The 26,031-nt window shown below is 51.3% G+C and carries 21 protein-coding genes and 1 pseudogene; 10 read left to right on the top strand and 12 right to left on the bottom strand.

The features are described 5' to 3' along the window. Window positions 1–79: 79 nt before the first annotated feature. Together BUC02_RS12770 and BUC02_RS12765 are read right to left on the bottom strand one after the other, a co-directional pair. Window positions 80–1,594, bottom strand: coding sequence for a hypothetical protein (locus BUC02_RS12770; protein ID WP_073323107.1), 1,515 nt, complete (start codon window positions 1,592–1,594; stop codon window positions 80–82). Window positions 1,595–1,719: 125 nt separating this feature from the next. Further along, entirely contained in the window at window positions 1,720–2,835 is a 1,116-nt protein-coding gene (locus tag BUC02_RS12765) for a Rossmann-fold NAD(P)-binding domain-containing protein (RefSeq protein ID WP_073323106.1), read from the bottom strand. A gap of 110 nt (window positions 2,836–2,945) precedes the next feature. On the opposite strand from BUC02_RS12765, the gene trxA reads away from it, so the two are divergent. The 5 genes from trxA to BUC02_RS12740 all read left to right on the top strand — a co-directional run bounded on the left by trxA (window position 2,946) and on the right by BUC02_RS12740 (window position 7,656). Then, entirely contained in the window at window positions 2,946–3,257 is a 312-nt protein-coding gene (gene trxA / locus BUC02_RS12760) for a thioredoxin (protein ID WP_073323105.1), read from the top strand. 74 nt (window positions 3,258–3,331) lie between these two features. After that, window positions 3,332–4,003: a Crp/Fnr family transcriptional regulator gene (locus BUC02_RS12755; protein ID WP_073323103.1), complete on the top strand. Its 672-nt coding sequence runs from the start codon at window positions 3,332–3,334 to the stop codon at window positions 4,001–4,003. A gap of 148 nt (window positions 4,004–4,151) precedes the next feature. Next, the gene (gene cysS, locus BUC02_RS12750) at window positions 4,152–5,606 is read left to right on the top strand and encodes a cysteine--tRNA ligase (RefSeq protein WP_073323102.1); all 1,455 of its coding nucleotides are present in this window, start codon (window positions 4,152–4,154) and stop codon (window positions 5,604–5,606) included. 118 nt (window positions 5,607–5,724) lie between these two features. Then, window positions 5,725–6,381, top strand: coding sequence for an MBL fold metallo-hydrolase (locus BUC02_RS12745; RefSeq protein ID WP_073323101.1), 657 nt, complete (start codon window positions 5,725–5,727; stop codon window positions 6,379–6,381). A gap of 78 nt (window positions 6,382–6,459) precedes the next feature. Next, window positions 6,460–7,656, top strand: coding sequence for an acyltransferase family protein (locus BUC02_RS12740; protein WP_073323191.1), 1,197 nt, complete (start codon window positions 6,460–6,462; stop codon window positions 7,654–7,656). A gap of 16 nt (window positions 7,657–7,672) precedes the next feature. Here the strand turns inward: BUC02_RS12740 and BUC02_RS16780 are convergent, their stop codons facing one another. The 10 genes and pseudogenes from BUC02_RS16780 to BUC02_RS12700 all read right to left on the bottom strand — a co-directional run bounded on the left by BUC02_RS16780 (window position 7,673) and on the right by BUC02_RS12700 (window position 17,158). Then, the gene (locus BUC02_RS16780; protein ID WP_371341034.1) at window positions 7,673–9,292 is read right to left on the bottom strand and encodes an FISUMP domain-containing protein; all 1,620 of its coding nucleotides are present in this window, start codon (window positions 9,290–9,292) and stop codon (window positions 7,673–7,675) included. 64 nt (window positions 9,293–9,356) lie between these two features. Continuing rightward, a complete protein-coding gene (locus BUC02_RS16775; protein ID WP_369829050.1) occupies window positions 9,357–9,407 on the bottom strand; it encodes a hypothetical protein in 51 nt (16 codons plus the stop codon). 464 nt (window positions 9,408–9,871) lie between these two features. Further along, window positions 9,872–10,174, bottom strand: a pseudogene (locus BUC02_RS16770) (FISUMP domain-containing protein); the annotation flags it as partial. A gap of 211 nt (window positions 10,175–10,385) precedes the next feature. Continuing rightward, window positions 10,386–11,231 (bottom strand): patatin-like phospholipase family protein, encoded by an 846-nt coding sequence (locus BUC02_RS12730; protein ID WP_073323098.1) that lies wholly within the window; start codon window positions 11,229–11,231, stop codon window positions 10,386–10,388. After that, window positions 11,228–11,893: a lysophospholipid acyltransferase family protein gene (locus tag BUC02_RS12725; protein ID WP_254794221.1), complete on the bottom strand. Its 666-nt coding sequence runs from the start codon at window positions 11,891–11,893 to the stop codon at window positions 11,228–11,230. The genes BUC02_RS12730 and BUC02_RS12725 overlap by 4 nt, the downstream gene beginning before the upstream one ends. Before the next feature lie 129 nt (window positions 11,894–12,022). Next, a complete protein-coding gene (fabZ, locus tag BUC02_RS12720; protein WP_073054460.1) occupies window positions 12,023–12,469 on the bottom strand; it encodes a 3-hydroxyacyl-ACP dehydratase FabZ in 447 nt (148 codons plus the stop codon). Next, window positions 12,466–13,197 (bottom strand): SDR family NAD(P)-dependent oxidoreductase, encoded by a 732-nt coding sequence (locus BUC02_RS12715; RefSeq protein ID WP_073054458.1) that lies wholly within the window; start codon window positions 13,195–13,197, stop codon window positions 12,466–12,468. The genes fabZ and BUC02_RS12715 overlap by 4 nt, the downstream gene beginning before the upstream one ends. A gap of 24 nt (window positions 13,198–13,221) precedes the next feature. Further along, on the bottom strand, window positions 13,222–15,618 hold the full coding sequence (locus BUC02_RS12710; protein WP_073323095.1) for a beta-ketoacyl-[acyl-carrier-protein] synthase family protein: 2,397 nt from the start codon (window positions 15,616–15,618) through the stop codon (window positions 13,222–13,224). Window positions 15,619–15,708: 90 nt separating this feature from the next. Further along, a complete protein-coding gene (locus BUC02_RS12705) occupies window positions 15,709–15,948 on the bottom strand; it encodes an acyl carrier protein (protein ID WP_073323094.1) in 240 nt (79 codons plus the stop codon). A gap of 136 nt (window positions 15,949–16,084) precedes the next feature. Then, on the bottom strand, window positions 16,085–17,158 hold the full coding sequence (locus BUC02_RS12700; RefSeq protein WP_175549865.1) for a BamA/TamA family outer membrane protein: 1,074 nt from the start codon (window positions 17,156–17,158) through the stop codon (window positions 16,085–16,087). Window positions 17,159–17,259: 101 nt separating this feature from the next. Here BUC02_RS12700 and uvrB point away from each other — a divergent pair, with 101 nt between their 5' ends. The 5 genes from uvrB (at window position 17,260) to BUC02_RS15940 (ending at window position 26,025) form a co-directional block, all read left to right on the top strand. Further along, a complete protein-coding gene (gene uvrB / locus BUC02_RS12695) occupies window positions 17,260–19,512 on the top strand; it encodes an excinuclease ABC subunit UvrB (protein ID WP_073323090.1) in 2,253 nt (750 codons plus the stop codon). A gap of 143 nt (window positions 19,513–19,655) precedes the next feature. Further along, the gene (locus BUC02_RS12690; RefSeq protein WP_073323088.1) at window positions 19,656–20,714 is read left to right on the top strand and encodes a hypothetical protein; all 1,059 of its coding nucleotides are present in this window, start codon (window positions 19,656–19,658) and stop codon (window positions 20,712–20,714) included. Between the two features lie 101 nt (window positions 20,715–20,815). Next, window positions 20,816–22,450 carry a 2,3-bisphosphoglycerate-independent phosphoglycerate mutase gene (gene gpmI / locus BUC02_RS12685; RefSeq protein ID WP_073323086.1) on the top strand — a complete coding sequence of 545 codons (1,635 nt, stop codon included), beginning with the start codon at window positions 20,816–20,818 and terminating at the stop codon, window positions 22,448–22,450. A 199-nt stretch (window positions 22,451–22,649) separates the two neighbouring features. Next, window positions 22,650–24,782 (top strand): FISUMP domain-containing protein, encoded by a 2,133-nt coding sequence (locus tag BUC02_RS12680; RefSeq protein WP_073323084.1) that lies wholly within the window; start codon window positions 22,650–22,652, stop codon window positions 24,780–24,782. Window positions 24,783–25,188: 406 nt separating this feature from the next. Further along, on the top strand, window positions 25,189–26,025 hold the full coding sequence (locus BUC02_RS15940; RefSeq protein ID WP_139261154.1) for a hypothetical protein: 837 nt from the start codon (window positions 25,189–25,191) through the stop codon (window positions 26,023–26,025). Window positions 26,026–26,031 lie beyond the last annotated feature (6 nt).

Raw genomic sequence — 26,031 nt, 5'->3', positions numbered from 1 at the left:
GCACCCCGAACGAGGTTACCTTTTTCATAAAAACATACTCCATTTGGACCGGTTAGGTCCGAAAAAGGACTGTTTGTCACTAGAAGTAGATGAATCCGCCGAAGCTTACGAACACGCCTTCGCCATTGAAGATGGACTTGGTGTCGGTGAAGAAGGAATCGCCAAAGGCAAATTCGCAGGCAGCCCAATCCTTGTACTGGTAACGGAAACCAACAGTCGCCTGGACCTTGTCGGCAACGCTTTCGAGCACCTTGTAGTCACCGGCTTCAACGTTTTCGCCCTTGGTGTAGGACACGGCCTCCCACTGGTAGGCAGCTTCACCGAAGAGCATGACCGATTCGCCCAGAAGAACTTCGCCCACTACGTTCGGCGTAAGCGAAAGGCCCACGTGAGTCATATTCTTCTTGGCGGTCGCCCCGCTGGTGGTATCGCGGACAATATATTCATCCTGGATAATGGTAGGAACGGCAGCGTTCAAGCCGAGCAAGAGTCTTGCATGTTCCGACTGGAGCGCAGGCGTACCGTAATCGAAGAACGGAACGATTCCAATATAGGAATCGGGATTTTCATTCTTGAGAGAGCCGGCCACTTCCATTTCGTTGATGTGGCGGGTAAAGTTCACACCGGCGGACCAGAAATGCTTACGGGCAGACGGGCCATCAGAAACCACGAGGGTTGCGGTAAGATCGCGATAGCGTTCTTCGGTGGTCGGCGCACGCTTTGCCTTAGGATCCGTATCGGTTTCTTGGGCAACGGTGATCCAGTCTCCGCCCAAGGTGACTACATAGCCACCGAGCATTTTAGACAAAGTAAGACCAAAGTCATTTCCGTTGTACGAAACCTTCTGTTCAACGTTGTCGTTTTCAAAACGACGCTTGCCGACACCGGCACGGATCTCGGCACCGAAGCTTCCGTTGGTGTAACCGAGGAGAGCTCGACCGACATCGCCCGAGATATCCATGGCGCCAAAGAAGTTACCGAGCGAAACGACACCGCGTTCGCCGGCGGGTTCAATGTAGAAGAACTTCTGACCGTAAAGCTTGGTCAAGCGACGGTCCAAGAGAAGGTCGACGTTGTCGCCTGCGGCTTCGTTCTTGACAGTATTGTAAGCGCTTCCGTGAACGACAGTAAAGGGCGTTTTAGGCGGCCCCATGCGCACGCCTTCGGGAGCACCCTGCGGACCCTGAGGGTCGGCAGAGGGGGCGGCAACCTGTTTAGGTTCTGCAGGCTTTGCAGTTTCTGCAGGGGCGGCTGCAGGGGCGGCCTCTTGAGCGGGTTGAGCAACTTCAGCAGGAGCCTGGGCTGCTGCAGGTGCTTCTGCAGCCGGTGCTTCAGGATTTTCTGCAGGGGCGGCTGCAGGAGCGGCCTCTTGGGCAACAGGCTGTGCGACTTCGGCTGGAGCCTGGGCCGCTGCGGCAGGCTGAGCTTCTGCGGCAGGCGTTTTAGCGGCAGGTGTTTCTGCAGCCGGTGCTTCTGCGGCAGGAGCAGGTTGTGCAGCTTCAGCAGGAGCGGCCTTTTGAGCAGGGGCAGCTTCTTGTGCCATGGCGAAAGCAGCCGACACGAGAGCCATTGCAAAAGTTTTCTTCAGATTCATACAACCTCGTTTGTTTACTTTCTTTTGCAATTATACTTTAAAAAAACTAAAAAAGCAAGAATTTATTTACAAAGGCTGTACTTTTTACATAGAATGCAGGCTTAAAGCCCGCTTCTGCACTTCGATTAGCGCATCATGTCGCAGATTTCAGGGCCAATCGCCCCGTTCTGGATAGTCGTTACCAACAAACGTTGTTCGATTTCGCTAGGCGGATCCTGCACGCCCTTGAAGGGGCAAGCCTCTTCGGCGCATTCTTGCAGCAGGCGTTCTCCCAAGGCCGCATGCAGCGCGAGACTCGTATCGATATACTTGAGGTGCGTGGGTTCATCCAGCACAAAATTCAGGGGAGACTTTCTGTTCAGAACTCTTGTATCGGGAACAAGTTCACCGAATTCGTCTTCGACACCCATATTCGCGACCACCGCCTTGACGTTTGAAAGAATCGCCGACACGGCAGACAAGGTCAACGCATTTTTGCGTCCCGTCGCCGTCACCACAAAATCAGCGTGGGCAATCACATCAGCCACCCTATCGTCGTCCAGGTAATCCTCGATTTGCACTTCATTGTTCAACAGGACTCTGCTGAAATTCGAGTTAGAATCTTCATTACGGGTGTTGGTGATAGAGCAGACATTCATGCCGCGGCGCACGCCGTGCAAGGCAATGCCGCAGCCGACTTTGCCACTACCGAACACCACCAGCGATTTACCTTCAAAGTCACCAAAACCCAGAGATTCCAGCGCGCGGAAATAGCCGTCGCCTGTACCGAGCACAGTTTCGATCCGCTTTACGATTCCGCTGTCAGCCACATACACCGGGTGTTCCGACTTTTCAAAAAATTGCACGCCGCTACGGGTGAGTTCTACAAAGCCCTTACGCGGGTGGCAAAAGGCAAACTGCCCGGCGCAATCCAGAATCAGGTCAAAGTCATCGGCGACTTTTCCGCTCTTGATATCTTCATCGGTCACGACGGGAACATCTTTTTCTTTCAGCAAATCAATGATTTTCCGGTCGCAAGGCATTGCCGCCCCCGATGTTCCGATGACATGGCCCACATAAAGGTCAGCTCCGCCAGCCATCAGCGCACGGTATTCTACCAGCGTGTTCCTGAAAATCGGTGTTGCCACCAAGACCTTACATCCCCAAAACGGGCGTGTCTGCACCCACTCATCTGAAAGCTGGGCCAGCGCCGGATATTCCCTCGGCTCGTAAGATTCTTTGATAATCTCGGAAAAAAGCATGGCGCCGAATTTAGAAAAAATTTTCGGATAATGTGACCTAGTCACAGATAAGCGGGCGCACATTAGGTAAAATATAGGTGTAAACAAGAATAAAAATAAGAGAGGTAAAAATGACCGAAATGAACATCACCAAGGAAAACTTTGAAGCTGAAGTCATGAACTCCGACAGGCCCGTTCTGATCGACTTTTGGGCACCCTGGTGCGGGCCCTGCCGCATGCTTTCGCCCACCATCTCTGAAATCGCCGAAGAGTACGGAGACAAGGTAAAGGTCTGCAAGGTAAACGTCGACGAACAAGGCGAACTGGCATCCACCTTCGGCGTCATGAGCATTCCCACGCTCGTCGTCATCAAGGAAGGAAAAGTCGTGAATTCCGTGACCGGAGTTCGTCCGAAAGACCAGATCGTAAGCATGTTCAGCTAAACGCACATTCCACTTAACTATACTCCTTGAGGCGATGCACCTTTTTTGTATATTACAGGGAAGGTGCATCTTTTATGAGCTTAGGTCCATTCAGTCACTTCCTTCCGAATCTGCCGTTTTGGCAGAAACTTTCGCCCGAAGAAAAGGCGATTGTTTCGGACCGTTGCGTTACAAAGCGCTTCGGCAAGAACCAGATGATTCACAACAGCAAGACCTCTTGCCTCGGGATCATCTTTATTCTGAGCGGAGGGATTCGCGTGGGACTCATCTCTGACGAAGGTCGCGAAATCACCCTGTACCGCGCACACGCAAACGAGTTTTGCGTTTCGACGGCCTCTTGCGTGATTCACCAGCTGACTTTCGAGACCCAAGTCACCGCCGAGGAAGACACGACCGCATTGGTGATTCCGGCGGCTCTGTGCGCCAAGCTGATGGATACGAATATTCATGTGCGGGCTTTCATTTTTGAAAAAGAGACCGAGCGTTATTCGCAGACCATTTGGGCGATTCAGCTCATGCTGTTTAAACGGTTCGACCAGCGTCTGGCTTCTTACCTGATTTCGGCTTTTGAAAGCACCGGCAAAGACGAAGTCAAGAAAACGCAAGAAGAAATCGCCCGCGACGTGAATTCTGCCCGCGAAGTGGTGGCCCGCATGCTCCAGGAATTCGCCGCCAAGGGCCTTGTCGAAATCAAGAGGGGCAGAATCCTGCTCCGCGACATCGACGGTCTGAAGAAAATCCTGTAAAATAATTCTATAATGGCACTCCTTCGGAGTGCAAGATAGGCGCCTCAGCCATGTCAAAACAAAAATTGTTTTGCCGCGGCATTCAGCTTTTACTATCTTTGGCCGCGACGACGCAAGTTGCGCCGCATTCACTAACCGGAGGCTTAAAATGGCACTTCAATTCTACAACACTGCATCGCGTAAGAAAGAGATTTTCACACTTCCTGAAGGCGTTCCCGCCGTGCGCATGTACTGTTGTGGCCCGACGGTGTACCATTTCGCCCACATCGGCAACCTCCGCACCTATATTTTTGAAGACTTTTTGGTCCGTACGCTCAAGTACTACGGCTACAAGGTGAATCACATCGTGAACATCACCGACGTGGGCCACCTCACGAGCGACGCCGACTCCGGCGACGACAAGATGGAAAAGGGTGCCGCCCGCGAAGGCAAGTCCGTTTGGGACATCGCGAAGTTCTACACCGACGCGTTTATGGCCGACTGGCACCGCTTAAACATCCAGGAACCGACCCGCTGGACTCCTGCCACGCAGCACATCCAGGAACAGATTGAACTGGTGAAGACCCTGGAAGAAAAGGGCTACACCTACCGCACCAGCGACGGCATCTACTTCGATAGCCTCAAGTTCCCGCGCTATGCCGACTTTGCCCGCCTGGACGTGGAAAACCTGCGCAAGGGTAGCCGCATCGACATGGGCGAAAAGCATAACGCCACCGACTTCGCGCTGTGGAAGTTCAGCCCGAAGGACAAGAAGCGCGCCATGGAATGGGACAGCCCGTGGGGCGTCGGTTTCCCCGGCTGGCACATCGAATGCTCCGCCATGGCCATGAAGTACAATGGCCCGACGCTTGACATTCACTGCGGCGGTACCGACCACATCCGCGTGCACCACACGAACGAAATTGCCCAGAGCGAATGCGCCAACGGCGTGCCGTTTGCACGTTTCTGGATGCACGGCGAATTCCTGCGCACCGCCAGCGAAGAAAAACTGGAAGACGGCACCACCGAGACTAAGTTCGGCAAGATGAGCAAATCCAGCGGTGAATTCCTGACGGTCTCGCTGTTGATGGACCGCGGTTTCAACCCGCTCGACTACCGCTTCTTCGCCATCGGCAGCCACTACCGCAACTACCTGAACTTCACATGGGAAGCTTTGGAAGGCGCCAAGGAAGGCCTCAAGAGCTTGCACAAGAAGACGGACCCGCTGATCGGTAAGGCAACCGCTATCGAAAGCGAAGCTGCGAAGGCATTCCAGAACGAATTCAAGGACGCCATCGGCGATGACCTGAACATGCCCCGCGCCCTCGGTATCATGAACACGATGCTCAAGAGCGATATCGATGACGGCGAAAAGGCCGCCCTCGTTGCCGACTTCGACAAGATTTTCGGCCTGAAGCTCGACCAGCCTCGTGAAGAATACGCCAAGAAGGGTGCCAACGACGGCGTAGATGTCGCAAAGATCGAAGCGCTGATTGCAGCCCGTAAGGAAGCGCGCGCCGCCAAGAACTGGGCCGAAAGTGACCGCATCCGCGACGAACTCGCCGCGATGAACGTGGTCATCAAGGACTCCAAGGATGGCACGACCTGGGAATTGAAAGGTTAGAAATGTGTAGTGTGTAGTGTGAGATGAGACATTTCACATCACACATTGTATAGTTCATGTTCAAAGGCGAAGGTCCCGAGCGAAAAGTGTCGGGCCTTCTTTTTTATATTAAAGAGAAATGATACTAAAGGCTTTTACATTCAATCCCTTCGGTGTGAACGGTTTCGTTTTAAGCAACGATGCCGGCGATGCGATTCTCATTGACCCGAGTGTCAGCAACGAGCGCGAAGAAGCGGCGTTGGCGAACTACATAGCCACAAATAACCTGACCGTGCGACACCTGCTGAATACGCACCTGCATTTGGATCACGTGCTGGGCAACGCGTTTGTAGCCCGCAAGTACGGCGTGCAACCCGAGGCTCACGAGGAAGACGCCTTCCTGCTTGACCTGCAGGAAGAGCAGAGCCAGATGTTCGGACTCCCGCTGCGCGAACCATCGCCCGGACTCGGCAACTCCCTTGCCGAGGGCGATGCCGTCGAGGTGCCCGGCATCAAGCTGCAGGTTTTCCACATCGCAGGGCACTCCCCCGGCGGCATCGCGTTTTACTGCGAAAACCCGGGCGAAGTGAACGGCCAGAAGAACGTGCCGCCGCTGCTGTTCCCCGGAGACATTATTTTTGCAGGCAGCCGCGGGCGCAGCGATTTATTCGGTGGCGATGAAAACGCACTCGTCAACGGAATCAAAAGCAAACTCCTCACGCTCCCCAAAGAAACCGTCGTGTTCCCCGGACACGGGCCCATGACGACGATTGCCGACGAGAGAAGGTGGTACTGATTCCTCGATGGGCTCTATCGACACTTCGTGTCTCCAGAGTGACAATCGAACAAGAGCAGCAGAATGAGCAGCAAGGCGATGGCAAGAATTGGGTGGATTGACGAGTTCAAGGGATTCGTGTTGTTGCTTGTTTGCCTTTATCACGTGGAGCAGACCTTTCCGCAGGCGCAAATGGGGATGTTGCACCTGAACGCGCTCCGTATGTCGGCCTTCTTCTTCATTTCGGGAATGCTATTCAGTACGCGACGCTTCCCCGATTTCAAAAGTTACCTTGTTCACAAAACCCGTGTCTTGCTCATTCCCTACATTCTGCTTTCGCTGCTGTTCTTGGCCCTAGATCCGGTGCTGTACAATTTCGATTTATTCCCGAAAGCGCCCCGCATGACCATCATGAACATCAAGCCCGAAATTGCAGGCGTATGGGATTACATCTACTGGAATTTGGCAAAAATTTTTGTAGTCGGCAAGTCCTCCATCGGGTCAGGCCCGCTGTGGTTCGTGTTTACGCTGTATTCAGTGAGCCTCATGTTTTATAGTGTGCAATGGGTTGCAATTCACTTTTTTTCGCAAACGAGAACGGAGATGCCGCATCAAGTGCGGCATGACAATAAGAAGGCCGAGAAGACAGAGAGCGTAAGCAAATTGTTTATCGCAGTCTTCGCAATCATAAGCCTCGCAGGTGGTTGGCTCCTGTACAAGAATCACGTTCGCCTGCCGTTAGGAATCGAACGCAATCTGACAGTACTATTCTTCTTTGCTTGCGGCTGGCTGAGCAAGGAACCTATTCGCAACACTCTATGCGGGAAAGGGAAAAAAGGCTTTCCTTGGAGTCTTGTGGTCGCCACGTCCATCACAACATTCATTCTCTATGCCGCATTCGAAATTCCAAATCCTGATTTCAGCATCATGAACAACACCCTCGGAAAATCACTCCCGATATTCATCGCCAGTTCCTTCTTCGGCATCGCGGGCCTTGTAGCCGCCTTCATTCTCGCCGACAAACTCCCGGATATCGCCCCCATCCGCATCATCAAGGGAATCCTGCGCAACATCTCGCGCAACGCACTCATGATTCTCGCGGTCCACTGGTACATTCTGCTCGTGATGCGCCTGCTCTTCCGCAGCACATTCAACCAACCCGGGATCGCCTACTTATCCATCGCCATCGTAACGGCAGGAGTCATCGCCGCCATTCCGCTATTCCGGTGCAAGCTCTACAAGTTGCTCGGCAAGCAACCCGCCAGCGTCCGCGAGAGTTTAAACATCAGAGATTAAAAGAGACGACCTGCGTTTACTTATCTACAATGCAACGGATGGTGTAAGCGTCTTCTTTCAGCGCTTCAACTTGGTAATTGACATTGAGCAACGTATCGACGTAAACAGCGCTTCCCGTACTCGTTGTCTTTCCCGCATCTGTCGTCCAATAATAAAGAGACATATAATCAGCCGAACCAACCAAAGGGTCGTTACCAAGCGGATAATAATCCATATCCATAAAGCCGTTTCTTCTTAGACCAAGGTTAAAATAATCTTTCCCCGTTCTACTCACTCGCCAATCATCATCAAGTAAAGAAACCACACCCTCGCCAGGATTCAAACTCTCCGCAAATTCAAAAAGCGTCTTCCAGTCCGCTTTGGACGGGATCCGAGTCCCATCGGGGCAAATATTTGCACCACCCAGAGCATCACTCCACACATAGTAAAACGAGTGATACATGTCTGGCTCAAATACATATGGGTTCTCTCTCATTTTATATCCATCGCTTCCATAAGCGCTCGTGGTCCAATATTGCAAATCTCGGTTCAACCATTTTTGCGTACCAAAAGTCAACACGCCATACACGGCTCCGTCACGCTTATCCGTGATGCTTTCGCGCACGATCGATTCCCAAAAATATCCCGTTATATTGTATTTGCTACATATTTCCGTATCTTTTCCATTATAGGCGTAAGTTCTTTCACGAACTGTGCTACATGAATTATAAATGCATACTGCCGTATCTACGCCATTAAACACGCGACGTCCAAGGTTATCCTTATCGCACTTTCCTCTATAATCCTCAAATGTTCCAATAGTCCAAGTTTTCTTGGTCTTTGATTCGCTATTAACACGGCACACGTAAATGGTATCATTGTGTTTCACCGCTTTTCCCAAAATGGCCGTTCTGCAGTATCCACCCAAAGCAGAATCAAGAGCCGTCATGGCATACCAGGCTCCATTACTCTTCAGGGCCGTCGTATCGCAAACGAACTCCCTGCCATTAAAAATCTTTTTTTCGCCTTTAGCGGAATTACAAGACCCAAGGACATCACTCTGTGCCGCCTCTTTCCAAGAGCCAGAACATTTATAGAATTTTCCGGAATTTTCTACGACAAATGTGGTATCCCTGCGGCAGTATCCCAGTGTTTTTTCCAATTCCGTCGCCTTTTGCCAACCATAGCCGCGGTCAGCTTCGCAATAGTAAATCGTATCGAGGAACACCCCTTTTGCGCCCACATTTTGTGTGGTGCAGAAACCGATTTCCCTACTCATTTTGTCATGTTGTTTCCACGTATTGTTGACACACTCATACTCGTTCGTTCCAATGAGGATTTTCAAGCCTTCCTTTTCACTAGTACAATTTCCAAGGACCAGGCTGTTATCCGCCTTATGCCAATTTTCATAATAGCATTCATAATAATAATGGTCCTTGGTCTCACGTAGCGAATCCTGCAACTTCGGTGTACAAGCGCCGAATTCGTCTTCAATCGCGGTTGTTCTTCTCCACGATTTATTGTAACAGATGTAACCTAAGTTCTTGTAAGATATAATTTGGTTTGTCTTAGCCGAATCACACTTTCCGTAATAGTCTTCCAGTTCCGCCTTTCTCCACAAAAAGTCTTCGCAAACGTAAGCGTTTGCCGAATCCATTTCGGCAAGTTTGCCTGCGACCTTCGGGCTACAAAAGCCAAGCTCTGTCGCCGGATACGTCAGTTTAACCATGCCATTGTCGCCACAGGCGTAGCGTACATCGTTTACCACGTATTCCTCGTAGCGGTTGTCATCGTTACACTTGATATCCACATCGTCAATCGTCGTGAATCTCCAAGAGCCATTCTTGCAAATGTACACATAGCCCTTGATCAAGTACTTGTCACCCGTTTCCTGTTCCCTGCAGGCTCTCTTGATGCTAGAAGAATACCACTTGCCACTGCTACAGTAATAATTCGAATCACGATCAACCACATAAATGTTGGCATAGTTGTTGTCACCGTCCTCTTCGCAGTCGGGCAAGTCCGCCATGCGTTCTACAATGCTCCTGTAGCGAATGCAGCGTAGCGAATAGAATTCATTGTCGCGAGCCATCTGACGTTCAAATAAGCCGGAACGGTCCATCAACACGGCATAGCCATCGCTGGCAAGGTAACGCACGGAATCACCGATACCTGTACATTCCAAGGTATCGCGTTTGGTACAAATGCCCGCGTAGTCCGTCTTCGTCAGTTCCGCCTGCAGCAAGTTTTTCCAGTCTGAAACAGTCGGCAAGGTGTAACCCGTGGGGCAAACCTTTTCGACATTGCTCGAAAGATACAGTCTTCCGTACGGGTTGCAATTGGAATCATCGTAAGCGTAACAGGTGTTTCTCGCCACAGAAGATTTCACATTGATGTTCTGCTCGGTCCAAGTGTAAATACCAACGCTGTGCGTCGCAAAAGTGGTTCCCGTCGCAGAGTCAACTTCGGAATCATGACTGTGTTCCGTGTTACGGACATCCTTGGCGTCGGCATCGACGACCGTCGTCGCACTCGACATCGCCCACGAACTGGAAGAGCGGTCCCTAGCCAGAGAGCCAGATTCGCTAGATTCCGTTTCGTCATCAACAGCCTTCGTAGAGCCACTGGAATCGCCCCCGCACGCCGTCAGGCAAAAGCTAGACAGCGCCAAAATGAAAAGTCCCTTGATTGCAGAGTTCACAGTCTCCTCCTATGAAGAATATCTACCCCGTAAATTCTACTATGTAAATTTAAATTTCTAAAAACGCCTTGAGATCGTCCATGCGGCGTTTTGCCATCTCTACGCCGTGTTCATAGGACTCATTCATCTTTTCCATATTGGTATCGAACTGGTCGCACAAATCAATAACAGGACGAATCAAAAAGAGTTTCCCCTCTTTTTCCAGTTTTTCCATGCGTACGAACATTTTTTCGTAGCGCTTCAGGCGGACCATGAGAGCACGGAACAGGTCCGGGTACTTGCGCTTGTACATGGGGTTCAGAATCGCACGGTACTTGCGGAAGTCCGTCACCGCTTCGCCCGGATAATGGGTCGAAATGGCTACCACCTTGTCGCAGCCCTTTTCAAACGCACGCTCGAACGGTATTGCGGCGGTAATGCATCCATCGGCATAATGCTTGCCGTCGAGTTCTGCCATCGGGAAAATCATAGGCAGGGCGCAGCTAGCGCTAATCAAGTCGAGCAAACGTTTCTTGTCGTTCTTTTCGCTCTTGAATTCGGCTCGTCCCGTTTCGCAACAGGTAAGTCCGATTTCGCATTCAATCTTTGAACTGCGGTAAGCTTCAAAGTCAAGCGGCATCTCGCCATCGGCAGCCAGGTAGTTCAAAGCATGGAATTCCTTTTGGATTCCGATGAACTTGCTGGCCCATTTTTTGCCTTTTTGCAAACGCGTCGGGAGCACAATGAAACGCAGGCGCCCTTGCTGACGCGTAATGAAATTCACCGCCGCATGGGCTCCGGCAGACACTCCTGCCACGTAGTTAAAATCAATCCCTTCGTCAAGCCAGGTGTCAATCACGCCTGCGCTGAACATGGTCTGACGAGAACCGCCTTCTAACACAAGTCCAGTCTTCATGCCTGAACCTCTTCAGGAGTTTCAGATGCGACCGGGAGCGGAGCCACTTCAGACTTACCCAGCGCCTGCTGCTTGAGCCCCCAGACTTTCTGTCGAAAGTATTCGCTGCGTTCAGCCAAGTGCTTCGAAGAAGGGATTCCCTTCACGCGTTCAATCTTTTCGAGCTCGCTCACGACAATCTGTGTGCGGTGACCACGTTTATAAATACCGTCGATTCCCACCGAAAGCACTGGTGCGCCGGTACTGCGGGCAAGGAACGCAAAACCCGTCTTGAATTCGTTCAACAAGCCGTCATAGCGGCACTTGCCTTCGGGGAAAATAATGACGTTGTTTCCCTTTTCCAGTTCACGTTTGGCAAGTAAGGCCCATTCGGTGTCCATGTTAAAGCGGTCGCAAGGAATCACGCACTTCACGCGGGTCAGCGCCCAACTAAAATGCGGGTCTTCAATCTGGTCTTTAGCCACCACGATGCTTTTGTGATGGAAAAAGATAGCGAGCATCATGAGGGGGTCCCACATGCTCGTATGGTTCGCAATAATCACCGACGGTGTCTTCAGGCGCGGAGACTTCACCGTGTTACCGACAAAAGTCACCTTCGGGCGGTACCAAACAAGCAAATAGACTCGCACGGTGTAGATGACAATCACCATGACGAGTTGCATAAAACTTTCGACAAAAATATTTTTCTTTTTATCGTTCACGATATATAAAATTCAGAGGCAGAGGAGATGTGAAATGTGGAATGTGAGATGTGAAATTATCATTAGTCATCACACATTACACACTAGCCATTACTTTCCTAAACTTTCCTTCGGGATGCTGGTGAAGGTCAGAGCGCCCTTGGCATGAACGTTGCCGTTCACTTTCACGATGCAGTCAAAACCGACCAACACGCCACCTTCTTTTGTCTTCTTCACGGAAATTTCAAGCTGGTCACCCGGAATCACCGGTTTCACGAACTTGAATCCGTCAATCTTCAAAAGCACATAAAGGTTCTTTTCCAAATCTTCGGCAGGCTTTTCAATCACAAGCGAGCAGAGCTGGGCGCAGCTTTCCACAATGAGCACGCCCGGCATAATCGGGGTTCCAGGAAAATGTCCCGTAAAGTAAGGCTCATTCACGCTCACGTTCTTGATGCCCACGGCAGACTCGTTCGGCGTAAGTTCCGTGACACGTTCGATCATCTGGAACGGCGGACGCTGAGCAATCTTTTCGCTGATTTCGTAAATGTTCATCATAGAGAAAGACCTCCGTCAAGCACAAACACCTGGCCGGTCACATAGGCGAACTGGTCAGAAGCCAAGGCAGAAACAATGTTGGCGACTTCGTCGGCAGAGCCAAAGCGCTTCAGAGGAATCTTTTCGAGATAGCCCTTACGGGTTTCTTCGGGAATCGCTTCAATCATTTCGGTAGCGATAAAGCCCGGAGCCACGGCATTCACGCGAATACCGAAACCGCCCAGTTCCTTGGCAAGCGTCTGGGTCAAGGAATTCACGGCACCCTTCGTAGCGCTGTAAACAGCCTGACCCGCGAGAGCGAACTTCGAAGACACGGAACTCATGTTAATGATCACGCCGGACTTCTGCTTGTACATTTTCACGGCCACCTGCTGTGCGCAGTAGAAATAACCCTTCACGTTCAGGTCGAAGCACTTGTCCAAGGTTTCCGGATTCATCATCATCAGGTATTCGTCGCGCACGATGCCTGCGTTGTTCACGAGCACGTCAATGCGACCGTAAGCCTTGAAGACTTCGCGAACCATGACTTTCACCTGAGAAAGGTCGGCGACATTCGCCTTGTAAATCATGCCGTCACCACCTTCGGCCTTAATCTGGTCCAAAGTCTGCTGAGCAGCCTCGTCGGAACTGGAGTAGTTCACCACGACAGTATAGCCATCGCGAGCAAGGCGCAAGGCACAAGCCTTGCCAATTCCCTTAGAAGCACCTGTTACCAAAGCAACTTTCATATTCAAGCTCCTTCTACCTAAACACTATTTTCCGAACACGACTGCGCTGTAAGAACCGCCCGTCGCAAAGGAGATAACCAAAATTTTCTTGAGATTTGCCGATTCGACCGTCTTTGCCGAGACAGAACCGTCTGCCGCCACAAAGTATGCGTTATCGTTTGCAAGTTCACCGCTCAAAAGGAGAGCGGCTTCGGCAGCGGCAAGGGCTGCAGACCCCGCACGGCCTTCACCGGTGCGTTCCTTGACTTCGAAGAGCGGCATCGCGGCAAGCTTTTCGCCAAACACGCGCTTGAGAGCGCCCTTCTCGATATCGTCGATTCGCTTGCAGCCGTTGGCAAAACCGCAAACCGCATCAATTTCGTTAGCAGAAATACCGGCATCGGCCAGGGCATCGGCAATGGCCTTGTCCAAGGCTTCGTCAGAACCGGCGAGCTTACCGAACTTCACATTCTTGCGGCCATGGCCGAATCCGAGAGCGTAGCAGTAAACCTTGGCACCGCGGGCCTTGGCGTATTCTTCCTCTTCGAGCAGAATCGACACGGAACCGTCACCCACCACAAAGCCTTCGGCATTTGCGTAAGGAGCGACTACATCGTTTGCGGCCACGCCAAGCTTTTGGGCAAATTCCGTAATAATCGGCAGGTTTTCGTCGGTACCGGTAGCCATCATGGCCTGTTCCTGACCGTCGTGAATCACGTTCATGGAGTAGCCGATGCTATCGAGGCCCGAAAGCGGACCGCTGGTAATGGTTACCCCGTAACCCTTGATGCCCGAACAAATAGAGAGGTAACCGCCAGCCGCATTGTAAACGGTGTGCGGAAACTTGAAGGCGGAACCGCCGGCATTGCCGAGTTCTGCGATCAGTTCTTCAAAATCGTAAGTGGCGCCGAGACCGCCTTCGCTGGTACCCACGATAATGCCGATATCCATAGCATTTTCGTCAGACACTTTGAAGTTCGCATCTTGCAGCGCACGCATGCCGGACACGGTCTGGAGCTGGCCCAAGTTATCGAGCTTGCGATAGAACGCCATCTTAATGCCAAGTTCCTTATAGTCATCCAAGGCAATCGTAGAACGCACTGAGGCGGACTCGGGCTTCTTGCCGGCCTTCACGGCTTCGACGTAAGCGGTCTTGCTGTTGCCGAGCGGCGATACAATTCCAAGACCTGTCACGGCAATCTTCTTGCCTGCTGCACTCTGGGCAGACACGTTACCCGCTTCCTTCGAGAAGACGATTGCGGCATTCGTACCGCCGAAGGCAACGTTATTGCTCAGCACGCACTTCAAGTCCTTATGGCGGGCCTTGTTCTGCACAAAGTCCATGTCACCCACTTTTTCCTTGAGGGCGGCGGACTGTTCTTCGCTATACGGGAAGGTGGGAAGCACTGTATCGGTGGTCAGGGCCTTGATGCTGAACACGGCTTCAATCGCACCGGCAGCACCCAGGCAATGGCCTGTAAGCACCTTGGTAGAACTAACACTCACAGTCGGGTTTTCTTCGCCAAAGTAGGCCTTGAATGCGGTCATTTCGGCGTTATCGTTCTTGCCCGTACCCGTACCGTGGGCATTGATATAGCCGATGTCGGTTTTGGCAATGCCGGAATTCTTGACAGAGCGGTTGATCGCTTCCTTAAGGCAAAGGCCATCTTCGCGCGGTGCGGTAATGTGGTTTGCATCGCTTGTGACGCCAGAGCCGAGCACTTCGCAGTACCGCTTGGCAGCACGCTTTTGCGCATGCTCGTAAGATTCCACAATCACAATGCCAGCACCTTCGCCAAGCGTAATTCCATTGCAGCGGTTGAACGGAGAGCATCCGTTTTCATCAAGAGCATGCAAAGAAAGGAATCCGGAATAAGGCACCGAGGCAAAAGAATCGGCACCGCCTGCGATTACGACATCGGCCTTGCCGGCGCGAATCAAGTCGCAAGCCACCGCAATCGAAATCGTGCCCGCGGCACAAGCATTCGCCACATTCGTGACAATGCCCCCAGCACCACAAGTTTCAGCCACCTGAGACGCAATAGATGCAATCGGCATCTTGGCGATTTCAGAAGCGTTGCGACCATGTTGATGATACTGCTCAATCGAAAGAACGCCACCCACGCAACTTCCGATAACCACGCTCACACGTTGGTCGTCGTTAAAGTTTTTGAGGCCTGCATCGGCCAAAGCTTCGTTTGCAGCCTTGATGCAAAGTTTCGAGACGCGGTCCTTTTCTTCGGGAGCGTCAATTTCATCGAGGGTATCGCACTTGACTTCGGCTGCCAAGTCCGCATAGCAGTTCACTGTATCAACAGAAGTGGTCTTATGAATGCCGGAAACCGATTCCAGGGCACTCTTCCAAGTTTCTTCGACATTGTTACCGACGGCACAAATGACGCCTAAACCTGTAACTACACAACGCTTGTCATTGGGGGTCATAGTTATTCCAAAGAGAGATGCATCCTATTGCCAAGCTCCAGGATGCGAGAAAAACAAAAAAAGCCGAGAACGGATCCCCGGCTAAATTCTTTAGGCCTTGTGGGATTCGATGTAAGCTGCGATTGTATCGATGCTCTGGAAGTTTTCCTTGGCAACGCCTGTCATGGACACGCCAAAATTGGAATCCACAAAGGAAATAATTTCAAGGGAATCCACAGAATCAAGGCCAATTTCTTCGCCAAAAAGCGGAGTATCGAACTGGAGCACGTCGCCATCGACGCCGAGATCAGACATAAAGAAGGCCTTGAGTTTTTCTTTCATTTCGTTCATATTATACCTCGTAACTTTTTTGAGACAAAGATAGAAAAAAACAACAAATGGGTTGTCAAAATTATTACAAAAGCGACATATAGCCCTAAATTAGGGACGAAATGCACACATTTAGGCGTTTTCTGGCTTTTTCGCGCTAAAATGCTTGACGGACGTAGAAGGACAGGCCTAAATGGTCAAAATCGACCCAAGAAAAATCGGCTCGCGCAAACAAGTTCTGCTTTAAATTCAAGCCGAGGAGTGCACCTGCGCCAACGGAACGGTGCCAATCATTACGGACTAGCTCGCTGAAATAGCGACCCGATTTTCCGCCTTCGAAAAACACATGACTCCCCAGGCGCCACCAAATAAACTGACGGACTTCGGCCTGCATGATTACCGCCTGGTTGTCACCAAAATACAGGCTTTCTACACCGCGGAATCGGCAAATGCCATCGGGGCCGGCCAGCATGTCGAAAGGCACATCGCCGTCTGCGCGCTGCCACAACATGCCAAACGCCATCGTCGTTGTTTTTGATACGCTGGAATACCCGCGCAAATCAAGCGATTCCACGTCAAACGTGTAGTCGCCCAGGCGGTCGCTATAGAACATCTGCTGCCACTGGGCCAAAAAGCCGTGACGCGTCCAGTTGATGTTGTCGCGGGTGTCAATCCCCAACAAATAGCCCGCGCCATTACGCCAGCCGGAATGGGTGTCGGGCAGATCCTTGATTTTACCGACTTCAAAATCGATTTCGGTGTATTCCGCATGGACTTCGACCCCGTACTTGAACGCCTTCGGAAGTCCGATTCTAGACTCGATTCGCGTGCCGTACTGGAATTTTTTGCGGTTGAAATTGGTGAAGACATCAATGTCGGGATCGTTACCGCGACCGTAATAGCCAGCGACCCAATCCTGGTACTTGAGGAGTCCCCAAATACTCACCTGGTCATGGAATAAATAATAATACGGTTCCAATTGCAACTGCAACTGACCGCGCGTCGAACCATACGCCGTAAGGCCGATTTCGGGGACGTTGCCGTTCGGTTCGTCGGGGCGCAAAAACAGCAGAGCCATCACTCCGATCTGGAATTCCGTCTCTTCGGTATAGCCCAGAATCGGGACCACGGAATACCGCTGGAAATCGTCTTCGGACGCCTCCTCCGTTGCCGCGGCCACAAGCGCCACGAATACCATTAAGAGCAATCCTATTTTTTTCAACAATTCCATAGCGAACCAAATATAAAATTAAAAACAAGCCTTTTATTAATTGCTAATTTTTCATTATTCATTTTTCACTCCGAATTCCAAAATCCGAATTCCGAACTAACATGGCTCGCGCACGCAAGACAATTACACCTGACCCGTATGCGAAACCGATAGCGAAACCGCTACCGCCCGAAAAAAGTTTGCCGGGAAAGTTAAAGCAGTTCCAGTCGCCGACACGCGCGAACTTCGAACTCGTGAGCCCCTATGGGGCAGCGGGCGACCAGCCGAAGGCCATTGAAGAGCTCACCGAAGGTTTCAAGCACGGTGAACAGTTCCAGACGCTGCTTGGCGTGACAGGTTCCGGCAAGACGTTCACGATGGCAAACGTCATCAAGAACGTGGGCAAGCCGACGCTGATTTTGACGCACAACAAGACGCTTGCGGCGCAACTCTACCAGGAATTCAAGGCATTCTTCCCGCACAATGCGGTGGAATACTTCGTGAGCTATTACGACTATTTCCAGCCCGAAGCGTACATCCCGCACACGGACACCTTCATCGAGAAAGACGCCAGCATCAACGACGAGATTGACAAACTCCGCCTGCGTGCGACCGCGAATCTATTGACCCGCCGAGACGTGATTATCGTCGCCTCCGTGAGCTGCATTTACGGTTTGGGTAGCCCGAGCGAATATTTCGACTTGATGGTTCGCATCAAAAAGGGTGACGTTTACGACCGCGACAAGATTCTGCACGACCTGGTGCGAATCCAATACACGAGAAATGACTTTAGCCTGGAACGCGGCAGTTTCCGCGTACACGGCGACGTAATTGAAATTCACCCGAGCTACGACGAAGAGGGACTCCGCATCGAACTTTTCGGCGACGAAGTGGACAGGCTCGTTCGCTTCAACATCATTACCGGCGAAATTACTCAGGAAATGGACGAAATGACCATCGCTCCGGCGAAGCACTTCGTGACTAAAGAAGAAGGCCGCGCGGGCATTTTGCAGCGCATGCAGGTGGAACTGACCGAGCGCCTCGCGGAACTGGACAAAGAAGGCAAGGTGCTGGAATCGGCCCGACTCAGCAGCCGCACTCGATACGACATGGAAATGATTCGCGAGACCGGCATGTGCAGCGGCATCGAAAACTATTCCCGCATTATCGAGAACCGCGCGCCGGGTACGCGCCCATTCACGCTCATCGACTACTTCGGCGATGACTGGCTCCTGATGGTGGACGAATCGCACGTAAGCATTCCGCAGGTGGGCGGCATGGCCGAGGGCGACAAATCCCGCAAGACAACGCTCGTGCAGTACGGATTCCGCCTCCCCTGTGCCCTCGACAACCGTCCGATGAACTTCGCCGAATTCGAGTACATGTACCCGAAGCAGGTGCTTTTCGTGTCTGCAACTCCCGGCGATTACGAACTTACCAAGACCGGCGGCGTCGTTACCGAACAAATTAACAGACCCACCGGACTTCTGGACCCGAAAATCGAGATGTTCCCCATCAAGGGCCAGATGGACGTGCTCCTGTACCGCATCGAGGAAGTCGTCAAGAACGGCGACCGCGTGCTGGTGACGACCCTCACCAAGAAGATGGCGCAGGACCTCACCGACTTCTTTGTAGAAGCAGGCATCCGCGCGCGCTACCTGCACAGCGATATCAAGACGCTGGAACGCCACGAACTGATTCGCGGACTCCGCACCGGTGAATTCGACGTACTCGTGGGTATCAACCTGCTGCGCGAAGGTCTGGACCTGCCCGAAGTGAGCATGGTGGCCATTCTCGATGCCGACAAGGAAGGTTTCTTGCGCAACTACCGCAGCCTCATCCAGACCATGGGCCGCGCAAGCCGCAACGTGAACGGCACCGTATTGCTCTTCGCAGACAACATGACCGACAGCCTGGAAAAGGCCATCACCGAAACCGCCCGCCGCCGCAGCGTGCAAGAAGAATTCAACAAGGAACACGGCATCACGCCGAAGTCCGTGACCCGCAAGCTGGAAGACGACCTGAGGATCAACGACCCGCTGGAAGAAGAATTCGGAGTTCAGAATTCGGAATTCGGAATTGATGACGAGGATGACGAAGAAAGCCTCGGCATTCGCCCGATGGAACCGCTGCAGCCGAGCAGCAAGACCAAACGGAAGAAAAACTCCGGTAAGGGAACGGAGATGCCGTCCCCGTTCCGAGGATCATATCCACTAAGCAGCAAAGCTGCAAGTGGCTATTGTCATCAAGTGCGGCATGACAAGTCCGGGACAAGTTCGCTAGAAGACCTGGAACGTCAAATGAAAGAGGCCGCCGCGCGCCTCGATTTCGAGGAAGCGGCGCGGCTTCGCGACATTATCCGCGGTATGGAATAGATTTTTATCACGAAAATCCGCTTTTTTACGCAAAAACGCGTGTTTTTCGCATCATTTTAGCTTAAATTTACACTTTTTTGATTGCATTTCAGCCCATTTTTGTTTATTTTCAAGGGCAGAAAAACAATTAATGAGGAAAAATCATGATTTTTGCAAAGAAACTTATCCTGAGTTCCGTTTTCGCTATTGGCGCATTCGGTCTCATTGCTTGCGGAAGCGATAGCAAGTCTTCTACAGAACCCGATCCGAACCAGCCGGGCGGAAAGATTGAAATTCCGACCCAGAAAGACGCCAACATCACTGTCACAGAATTCACCTCCAGAATTTCTGGCGATGACGTGCGCTTCAAAGGCCAATTCGGTTTGGACTTTGTCGGCGACTCTACCGTCATGGACAGCGTCTTCAATACGGCCTTCACCGGCATTGACTATAAGGTCGGTAAGGGTGTTGACGTGAACAACATGGTTAACGTTGGTGTGGCTGTCAGCTCCAACCAGATTCTCTTCCCCACGCAGAACGCCATTGACCTGAATTCCATGAATTCCGCCTACGTGTCCGTCAATTTGCAGGATCCGGGATTCACCGAATGCGGCATGTACAGTTTGATCGTTACCGTGACGGCTAACGACGGCACCAAGGATTACCAGAGAACTGAAGTTATTCCGTTCGAACGTGAAGCAGCTGAATACTGCCGCACCGAAGACACGACTTCTCAGCAGCCGGTAAAGGCCGAAGTCGCCATGACTTCCTGCCAGGTCGAACTCTCCACGAACGTGAATCCAGGCCTGAGCCTCGCCACCTGCACTGCAGCTCCGGCCGGCTCTCCTGCCGACATCATCTTCTCCAAGGCAAAGGTTGACGGCAATCCGGAACTCAGCGCTACGAGTACAACCGTTTCGCTCGCTCCGATTACCAATGGCGACCTTCCGCCGTACACGGACGACTACGAAGTGGATATGTGGCCCGAAGACATGAACGCAGACCGTTCTCCGGCAGCCGCCTACGTGAGCGACTTCAAGTTCAAGACTCCTGGCAACGAACTCTCCTTGATGATTGAAAACTCCAACCAGATCTATGTCGCTCTGGCCCCGGGCTACAGCACCGAAACGGGCGTTGGTTTCTACGCTTTCGCAATTACCGAAACGACCGAAGGCAACAACGGCGACTACACCTTCAAGGTGAAGCTCTACAGAGTCCAGTAATCTGGTCTAAAACCAAGTTTAAGCCCTCCCCCCGTGGGAGGGCTTTTTTATTTACTCGGTAGATTTTCTATCTTTACGCCCGTAATTTAACAGGAGTAAATATGCTCAAGAAGCTTTCCAATTTCCCCGGCATCAAGGGACCGGTCGTAACCATCGTGATGGATGGTTTTGGTATCACCGATAAAGTCGAAGGCAACGCCATCAAGGCTGCCCGCACCCCGACTCTCGACAACCTCTTCAAGATGTACCCGAACGTGCTCCTGAAGGCTCACGGCCGCGCCGTGGGTATGCCGACCAACGAAGACATGGGTAACTCCGAAGTGGGCCACAACGCCATCGGTGCCGGCCAGGTGTACAACCAGGGTGCCGCCCTCGTGCAAGACGCCATCGTCTCCGGCGACATCTTCGGTCGCGATGCCTGGAAGGAAATCGCCGGCAACGCCCGTGAAAAGAATACCGTTCTCCACTTCATCGGCCTCTTCAGCGACGGTAACGTTCACTCCAACATTTCTCACCTGAAGGCCATGGTTGCCCAGGCCAAGAAGGAAGGCCTGAAGAAGGTCCGCGTACACATCTTGCTCGACGGTCGTGACGTGCCGGAAACTTCCGCTCTCGATTACGTTGGCCCGTTCGAAAAGTTCCTCGACGAACTCCGCAGCCCGGAATTCGACGTCTGCATTGCTAGCGGCGGTGGCCGTATGCAGATTACCATGGACCGTTACAACGCCAACTGGAAGATGGTGGAGCTCGGCTGGAAGACCCACGTGCTCGGCGAAGGCCGCTACTTCGACAACGCCACGCAGGCTATCGAAACGCTCCGTGGCGAAACCAAGGCCATTGACCAGGACCTGCCCCCGTTCGTGATTGCAAAGGACGGCGCTCCGGTCGGAACCATCAACGACGGCGACTCCGTGGTGTTCTTCAACTTCCGTGGCGACCGCGCCATCGAAATCACCCGCGCCTTCGAAGAAGAATCCTTCAACGAATTTGACCGCAAGCGCTTCCCGCATGTGTGCTACGCCGGCATGCTCCAGTACGACGGCGACCTCAAGCTCCCAAACCGCTTCTTGGTGCCGCCTCCGGCCATCAAGGAAACCAGCGGCGAATGGCTTTCCGAAACGGGCGTGAAGCAGTTTGCCTGCTCCGAAACGCAGAAATACGGCCACGTGACCTACTTCTGGAATGGTAACCGTTCCAGCAAGTTTGACGGCGAAACCTACCTGGAAATTGAATCTGACGTTGTTCCGTTCGAACAGCGCCCGTGGATGAAGGCCGCCGAAATTACCGACGCCATGATCGAAGCCTTGAAGAGCGGCAAGTACCAGACGCTCCGCTGCAACTTCCCGAACGGCGACATGGTGGGCCACACCGGTTCCTTCCGCGCTGCCACGATGGCTATCGAAGCTGTGGATATCGGACTTGCACGCCTGCTCCCGGTGATCGACGCCCTCGGTGGTGTCGCCATCATCACGGCTGACCATGGTAACGCCGACGAAATGTACGAAATCGATAAGAAGACCGGCATGCCGAAGGTCAACAAGGACGGTACCTTCAAGGCCAAGACCAGCCACACGCTCAACAAGGTGCCCTGCATCCTTTACGACAACGTAACGGGCGGCAAGCTCGGCCTCAAGGAAGGCGACTGGGGTCTTTCGAACATCGCTGCGACGACGGCCAACCTCCTCGGTCTCGAAAAGCACGAAGCGTGGGATGACAGTATGTTGATCATCAAGTAGGTATGAGCACGCGACCTACAGTCGCTTTGAGCGATGAGGTCGCAGCTATGCTGCTTTGAGAAAAATTATAGAAAGGGAACCCGAAATGGTTCCTTTTTTTGTATGAAGCATTTTTCATGGGAATTTTCCAGGGTTTCCTTGTTTGGGAATGTAGATTTAGAGGAGGTAATTAGTTATACTTGATGGTGGAGGCAATCTTATGCGCAAAAAGGCTCATCTTCTCGCCGCGACGGCTCTCGCTACATTACCCCTATTCTCTGCCTGCGACGACTCTAGCAGCGGGCCTGACGAAACAGGTTCTTTGAGCAGCACCGAAGAGATTGCAGTATCCTCCTCAAGTAAAGAGGATGCCTACGCCAATGGAGTGACAAGATGTCCCGAAGTAAAATCCAAATCGCAGTTTTTGAACCCAAATATTGAATACGGCGAATTGATTGACGAACGCGATGGCCGAGTTTACAAGACCGTCAAAATTAGCAAGCAAACCTGGATGGCAGAGAACCTGAATTACGCTCAGCAGGGTTCATACTGTGCCGACAAACAAGATGAAAATTGTGAAATTTACGGAAGGCTGTACCGTGTTTGGGATAGTATTTGTCCCGAAGGCTGGCATATACCATCTGTTTCGGAATTACATGAACTGCTTTTTGCTTCGGGAAAAAATGACCAGGTGGATGCGATAATGCTAAAATCCAAGTTTGGTTGGTCAGAAGGCAACAATGGCATGGATACTTTGGGGTTCTCCTTAGCACCGCTTTCTAGTCAGAAATGTGGTTATGCAACATTACTGGCAAGTGGAGTTTACTCGTATAATGGTTACAACGACAACAGCATCATTTTCAGTGGCTCAGATTATCACTATTATTGGGGCGCAACCGCCTCTGACTTTGGGAGTGAAGGAAATCAGGTCCGCTGCGTAAAGGACGAAGAAGATGGAGAAGATGGTCCAAAGGTGAATCCTGAGGATTTTCCATTTTGGAGTGGAGAAACCAAAGATGATTTCTTTAATCCAAGTATCGAGTATGGAAATCTCACCGATGAACGCGATGGTCAAACTTATAGGACTGTACAAGTCGGGGAACAGACTTGGATGGCAGAAAACCTAAACTACGCCTACGCCATAGACACCCTTTTCGAGTCAAATAGAGCTTGCCTGTCCGTTTCAAACACATACGACCCTCAGACCGAGCCCGTGCAGACATGTAATGTTTTTGGACGCTTATATTCTTATGCCGCCGCAATGGATTCCGCAGCTGTTTTCGGTAACGACGGAAAGGGATGCTCTGCAAGCAAGTGTTCTCCGAATTCGCAAGTCCGCGGAATATGTCCAGAAGGATGGCGGCTCCCCAATAATGACGATTGGAACGCTCTATTTAAAACTGCTGGCGGAGCGAATGTCGCAGGGAAAAAATTGAAGTCCCGAATCGGATGGAATTTTAACGGAAACGGAACAGACGATTACGGTTTTTCTGTGACACCATCTGGCACCGACGCTAAGATTCTGCACTATCACACGGCCTTTTGGAGTACAAACCCTGATACCAAGGGATGGTATTTCAGCTTTAATAACGACGGGGTGTATCCTGGAAATACCATGGCAATGCATATCCGCTGCATAAAAGGCTACACCCATGTAGAAGATGTCAGCAAATACATACCCGGTGTGGACACATCAACCGTGGTTCACGGGACATTGACCGACGAACGAGATGGCCAGACTTATAGAACTGTAAAAATCGCGGATCAAACTTGGATGGCGGAAAATCTGAACTACAATTACCAAGTGGGCGACACCTTGTCTATATACGGTTCCGTCAGCCATAAGGATATTTCTGACACTGGTGAGGTTTACGGACGTTATTACACATGGCCTGCCGCCGTAGATTCCGCAGCACTCTTTAGTGACGGGGGACGCGGTTGCAGCTTTTCGGGAAAATGCGACTTATCGGAAAAGGTTCGCGGGGTTTGTCCGACGGGGTGGCATTTGCCCAGCTTGTTCGAATGGAAAACTTTGTTCTCTGCATTAAAGTGCGAATCTCCTAACAAGGTGGACTGCGGACTTTTATTGAAGTCTAAAAATGGTTGGGGATTTAACGGCAATGGAGAGGATTATTATCAATTCACGATTATACCATCGAATCTTGCAGAATGGAAAAACAAGACGCTTCGAGAAATCAGGACTTCTGGATTCGGAGCTTATTTCTGGACATCGACCCCAGGCGGCGATAGTCGAAATGCTTTTCAGATAAGTTTTAGCGCATCAAATCAAAAAGTCGATGGAGCTGAAGTTTCAAAAACTTACGGTATGTCCATCCGTTGCATAAAGGACTAGAATCAAGAAAAAATGAACAGTTCCGTAAATACGGCAGCGAAGTCGCCATTGCAAGAGCCTTGGCAATGCATTCTGAAATTCTATTGTTCGACGAACGGAGGGCATAAAGCCCTCCTCCCGCACCATAGGTGTGGAGTCTCACGAGAAGCTTGGGACGAATCTATGTTAATCGTTAAATAAACGATTAACATAATTACGATTTCGGAATTCGGAGTTCAGAATTGTTTAATTTGGCGGCTACGCCGCGATTATTCAAATTCTAAAATCCGAAATCAAAATTCCGAATTAAAAAGGAACCCGCGAGGGTTCCTTTTTTTTACAATTTGTCCACAACAACGTTGCAAATAAATTGTACTGTTCTCTTTTTTTTGTATATATTTATAGTCAACAAAAAAGGAGAACAATCATGTCTATTCGAAAATGCAAACGCAAACTAGCCCTGTGCATAGCATCCCTTTTTTGGGCGGCATGCGACAACGATTCTAGCAGCTCCGTAGCCCCTGTTCCCGATCCGGAAACGAACGCTTCTAACGAAGTTTCAAGTAGTTCTGAATCGCAAACCGAGACTCCTTCTAGCAGTTCCGAGGAACAACCGGCTAACCCAGACATTCAGGAACCGGCTTCGTCTTCAAGCGAAGAACCCAGCAGTTCATCTTATTTCAACCCCGATTACCCGTACACGTTAGGGTTGCACCCATCGGTTCATTGCAAGGACTCGACATTCTATGTTCCATCACCTTGTCAATCTTACCGACCAAGCTTAAAGACCGTCGTGTCTGAACTCGCTGATAACGAGGCTCTCTATGGCGTTCCTCCCCAAACGTGCGCCATCCCCGCCCGAGAAGATTCCATATTCAAATGCGATAACGGAATGGTTTATTTCAAAAAGATGGCGGCAGCCTCAACAAAATCTTTCGATTTAGTCGGAGATACCATTGAGCAATGTGCACCAACAGTAAGAGATGCCAACAATCCGTGTCCTCCCGCAAAAGAATACTTCATTAAGCAGGCTGAAGAAGCCGAAGCAAGCACGGAATATCCCCATAAATACAAGTTGGCTGATAAGACAATCCTCAACTGTAAAGATGCTTACGAAACCAAGCTCGACACAGTGAAAGCCTACGGAGCGATGTACGACAATTGGACCAACGAATTCAAACTAAAATGTGATGACGGGAACAAGTATACGATCGATGAGATGTTCGACTTAACATCCAAACAGAATCCCGCTGAACAGAACTAGATTTCC

Origin of the sequence: Fibrobacter sp. UWOV1, from assembly GCF_900142495.1 — a bacterium.
Lineage (GTDB): Bacteria > Fibrobacterota > Fibrobacteria > Fibrobacterales > Fibrobacteraceae > Fibrobacter.
This window is presented reverse-complemented; position numbering and strand designations above follow the sequence as displayed.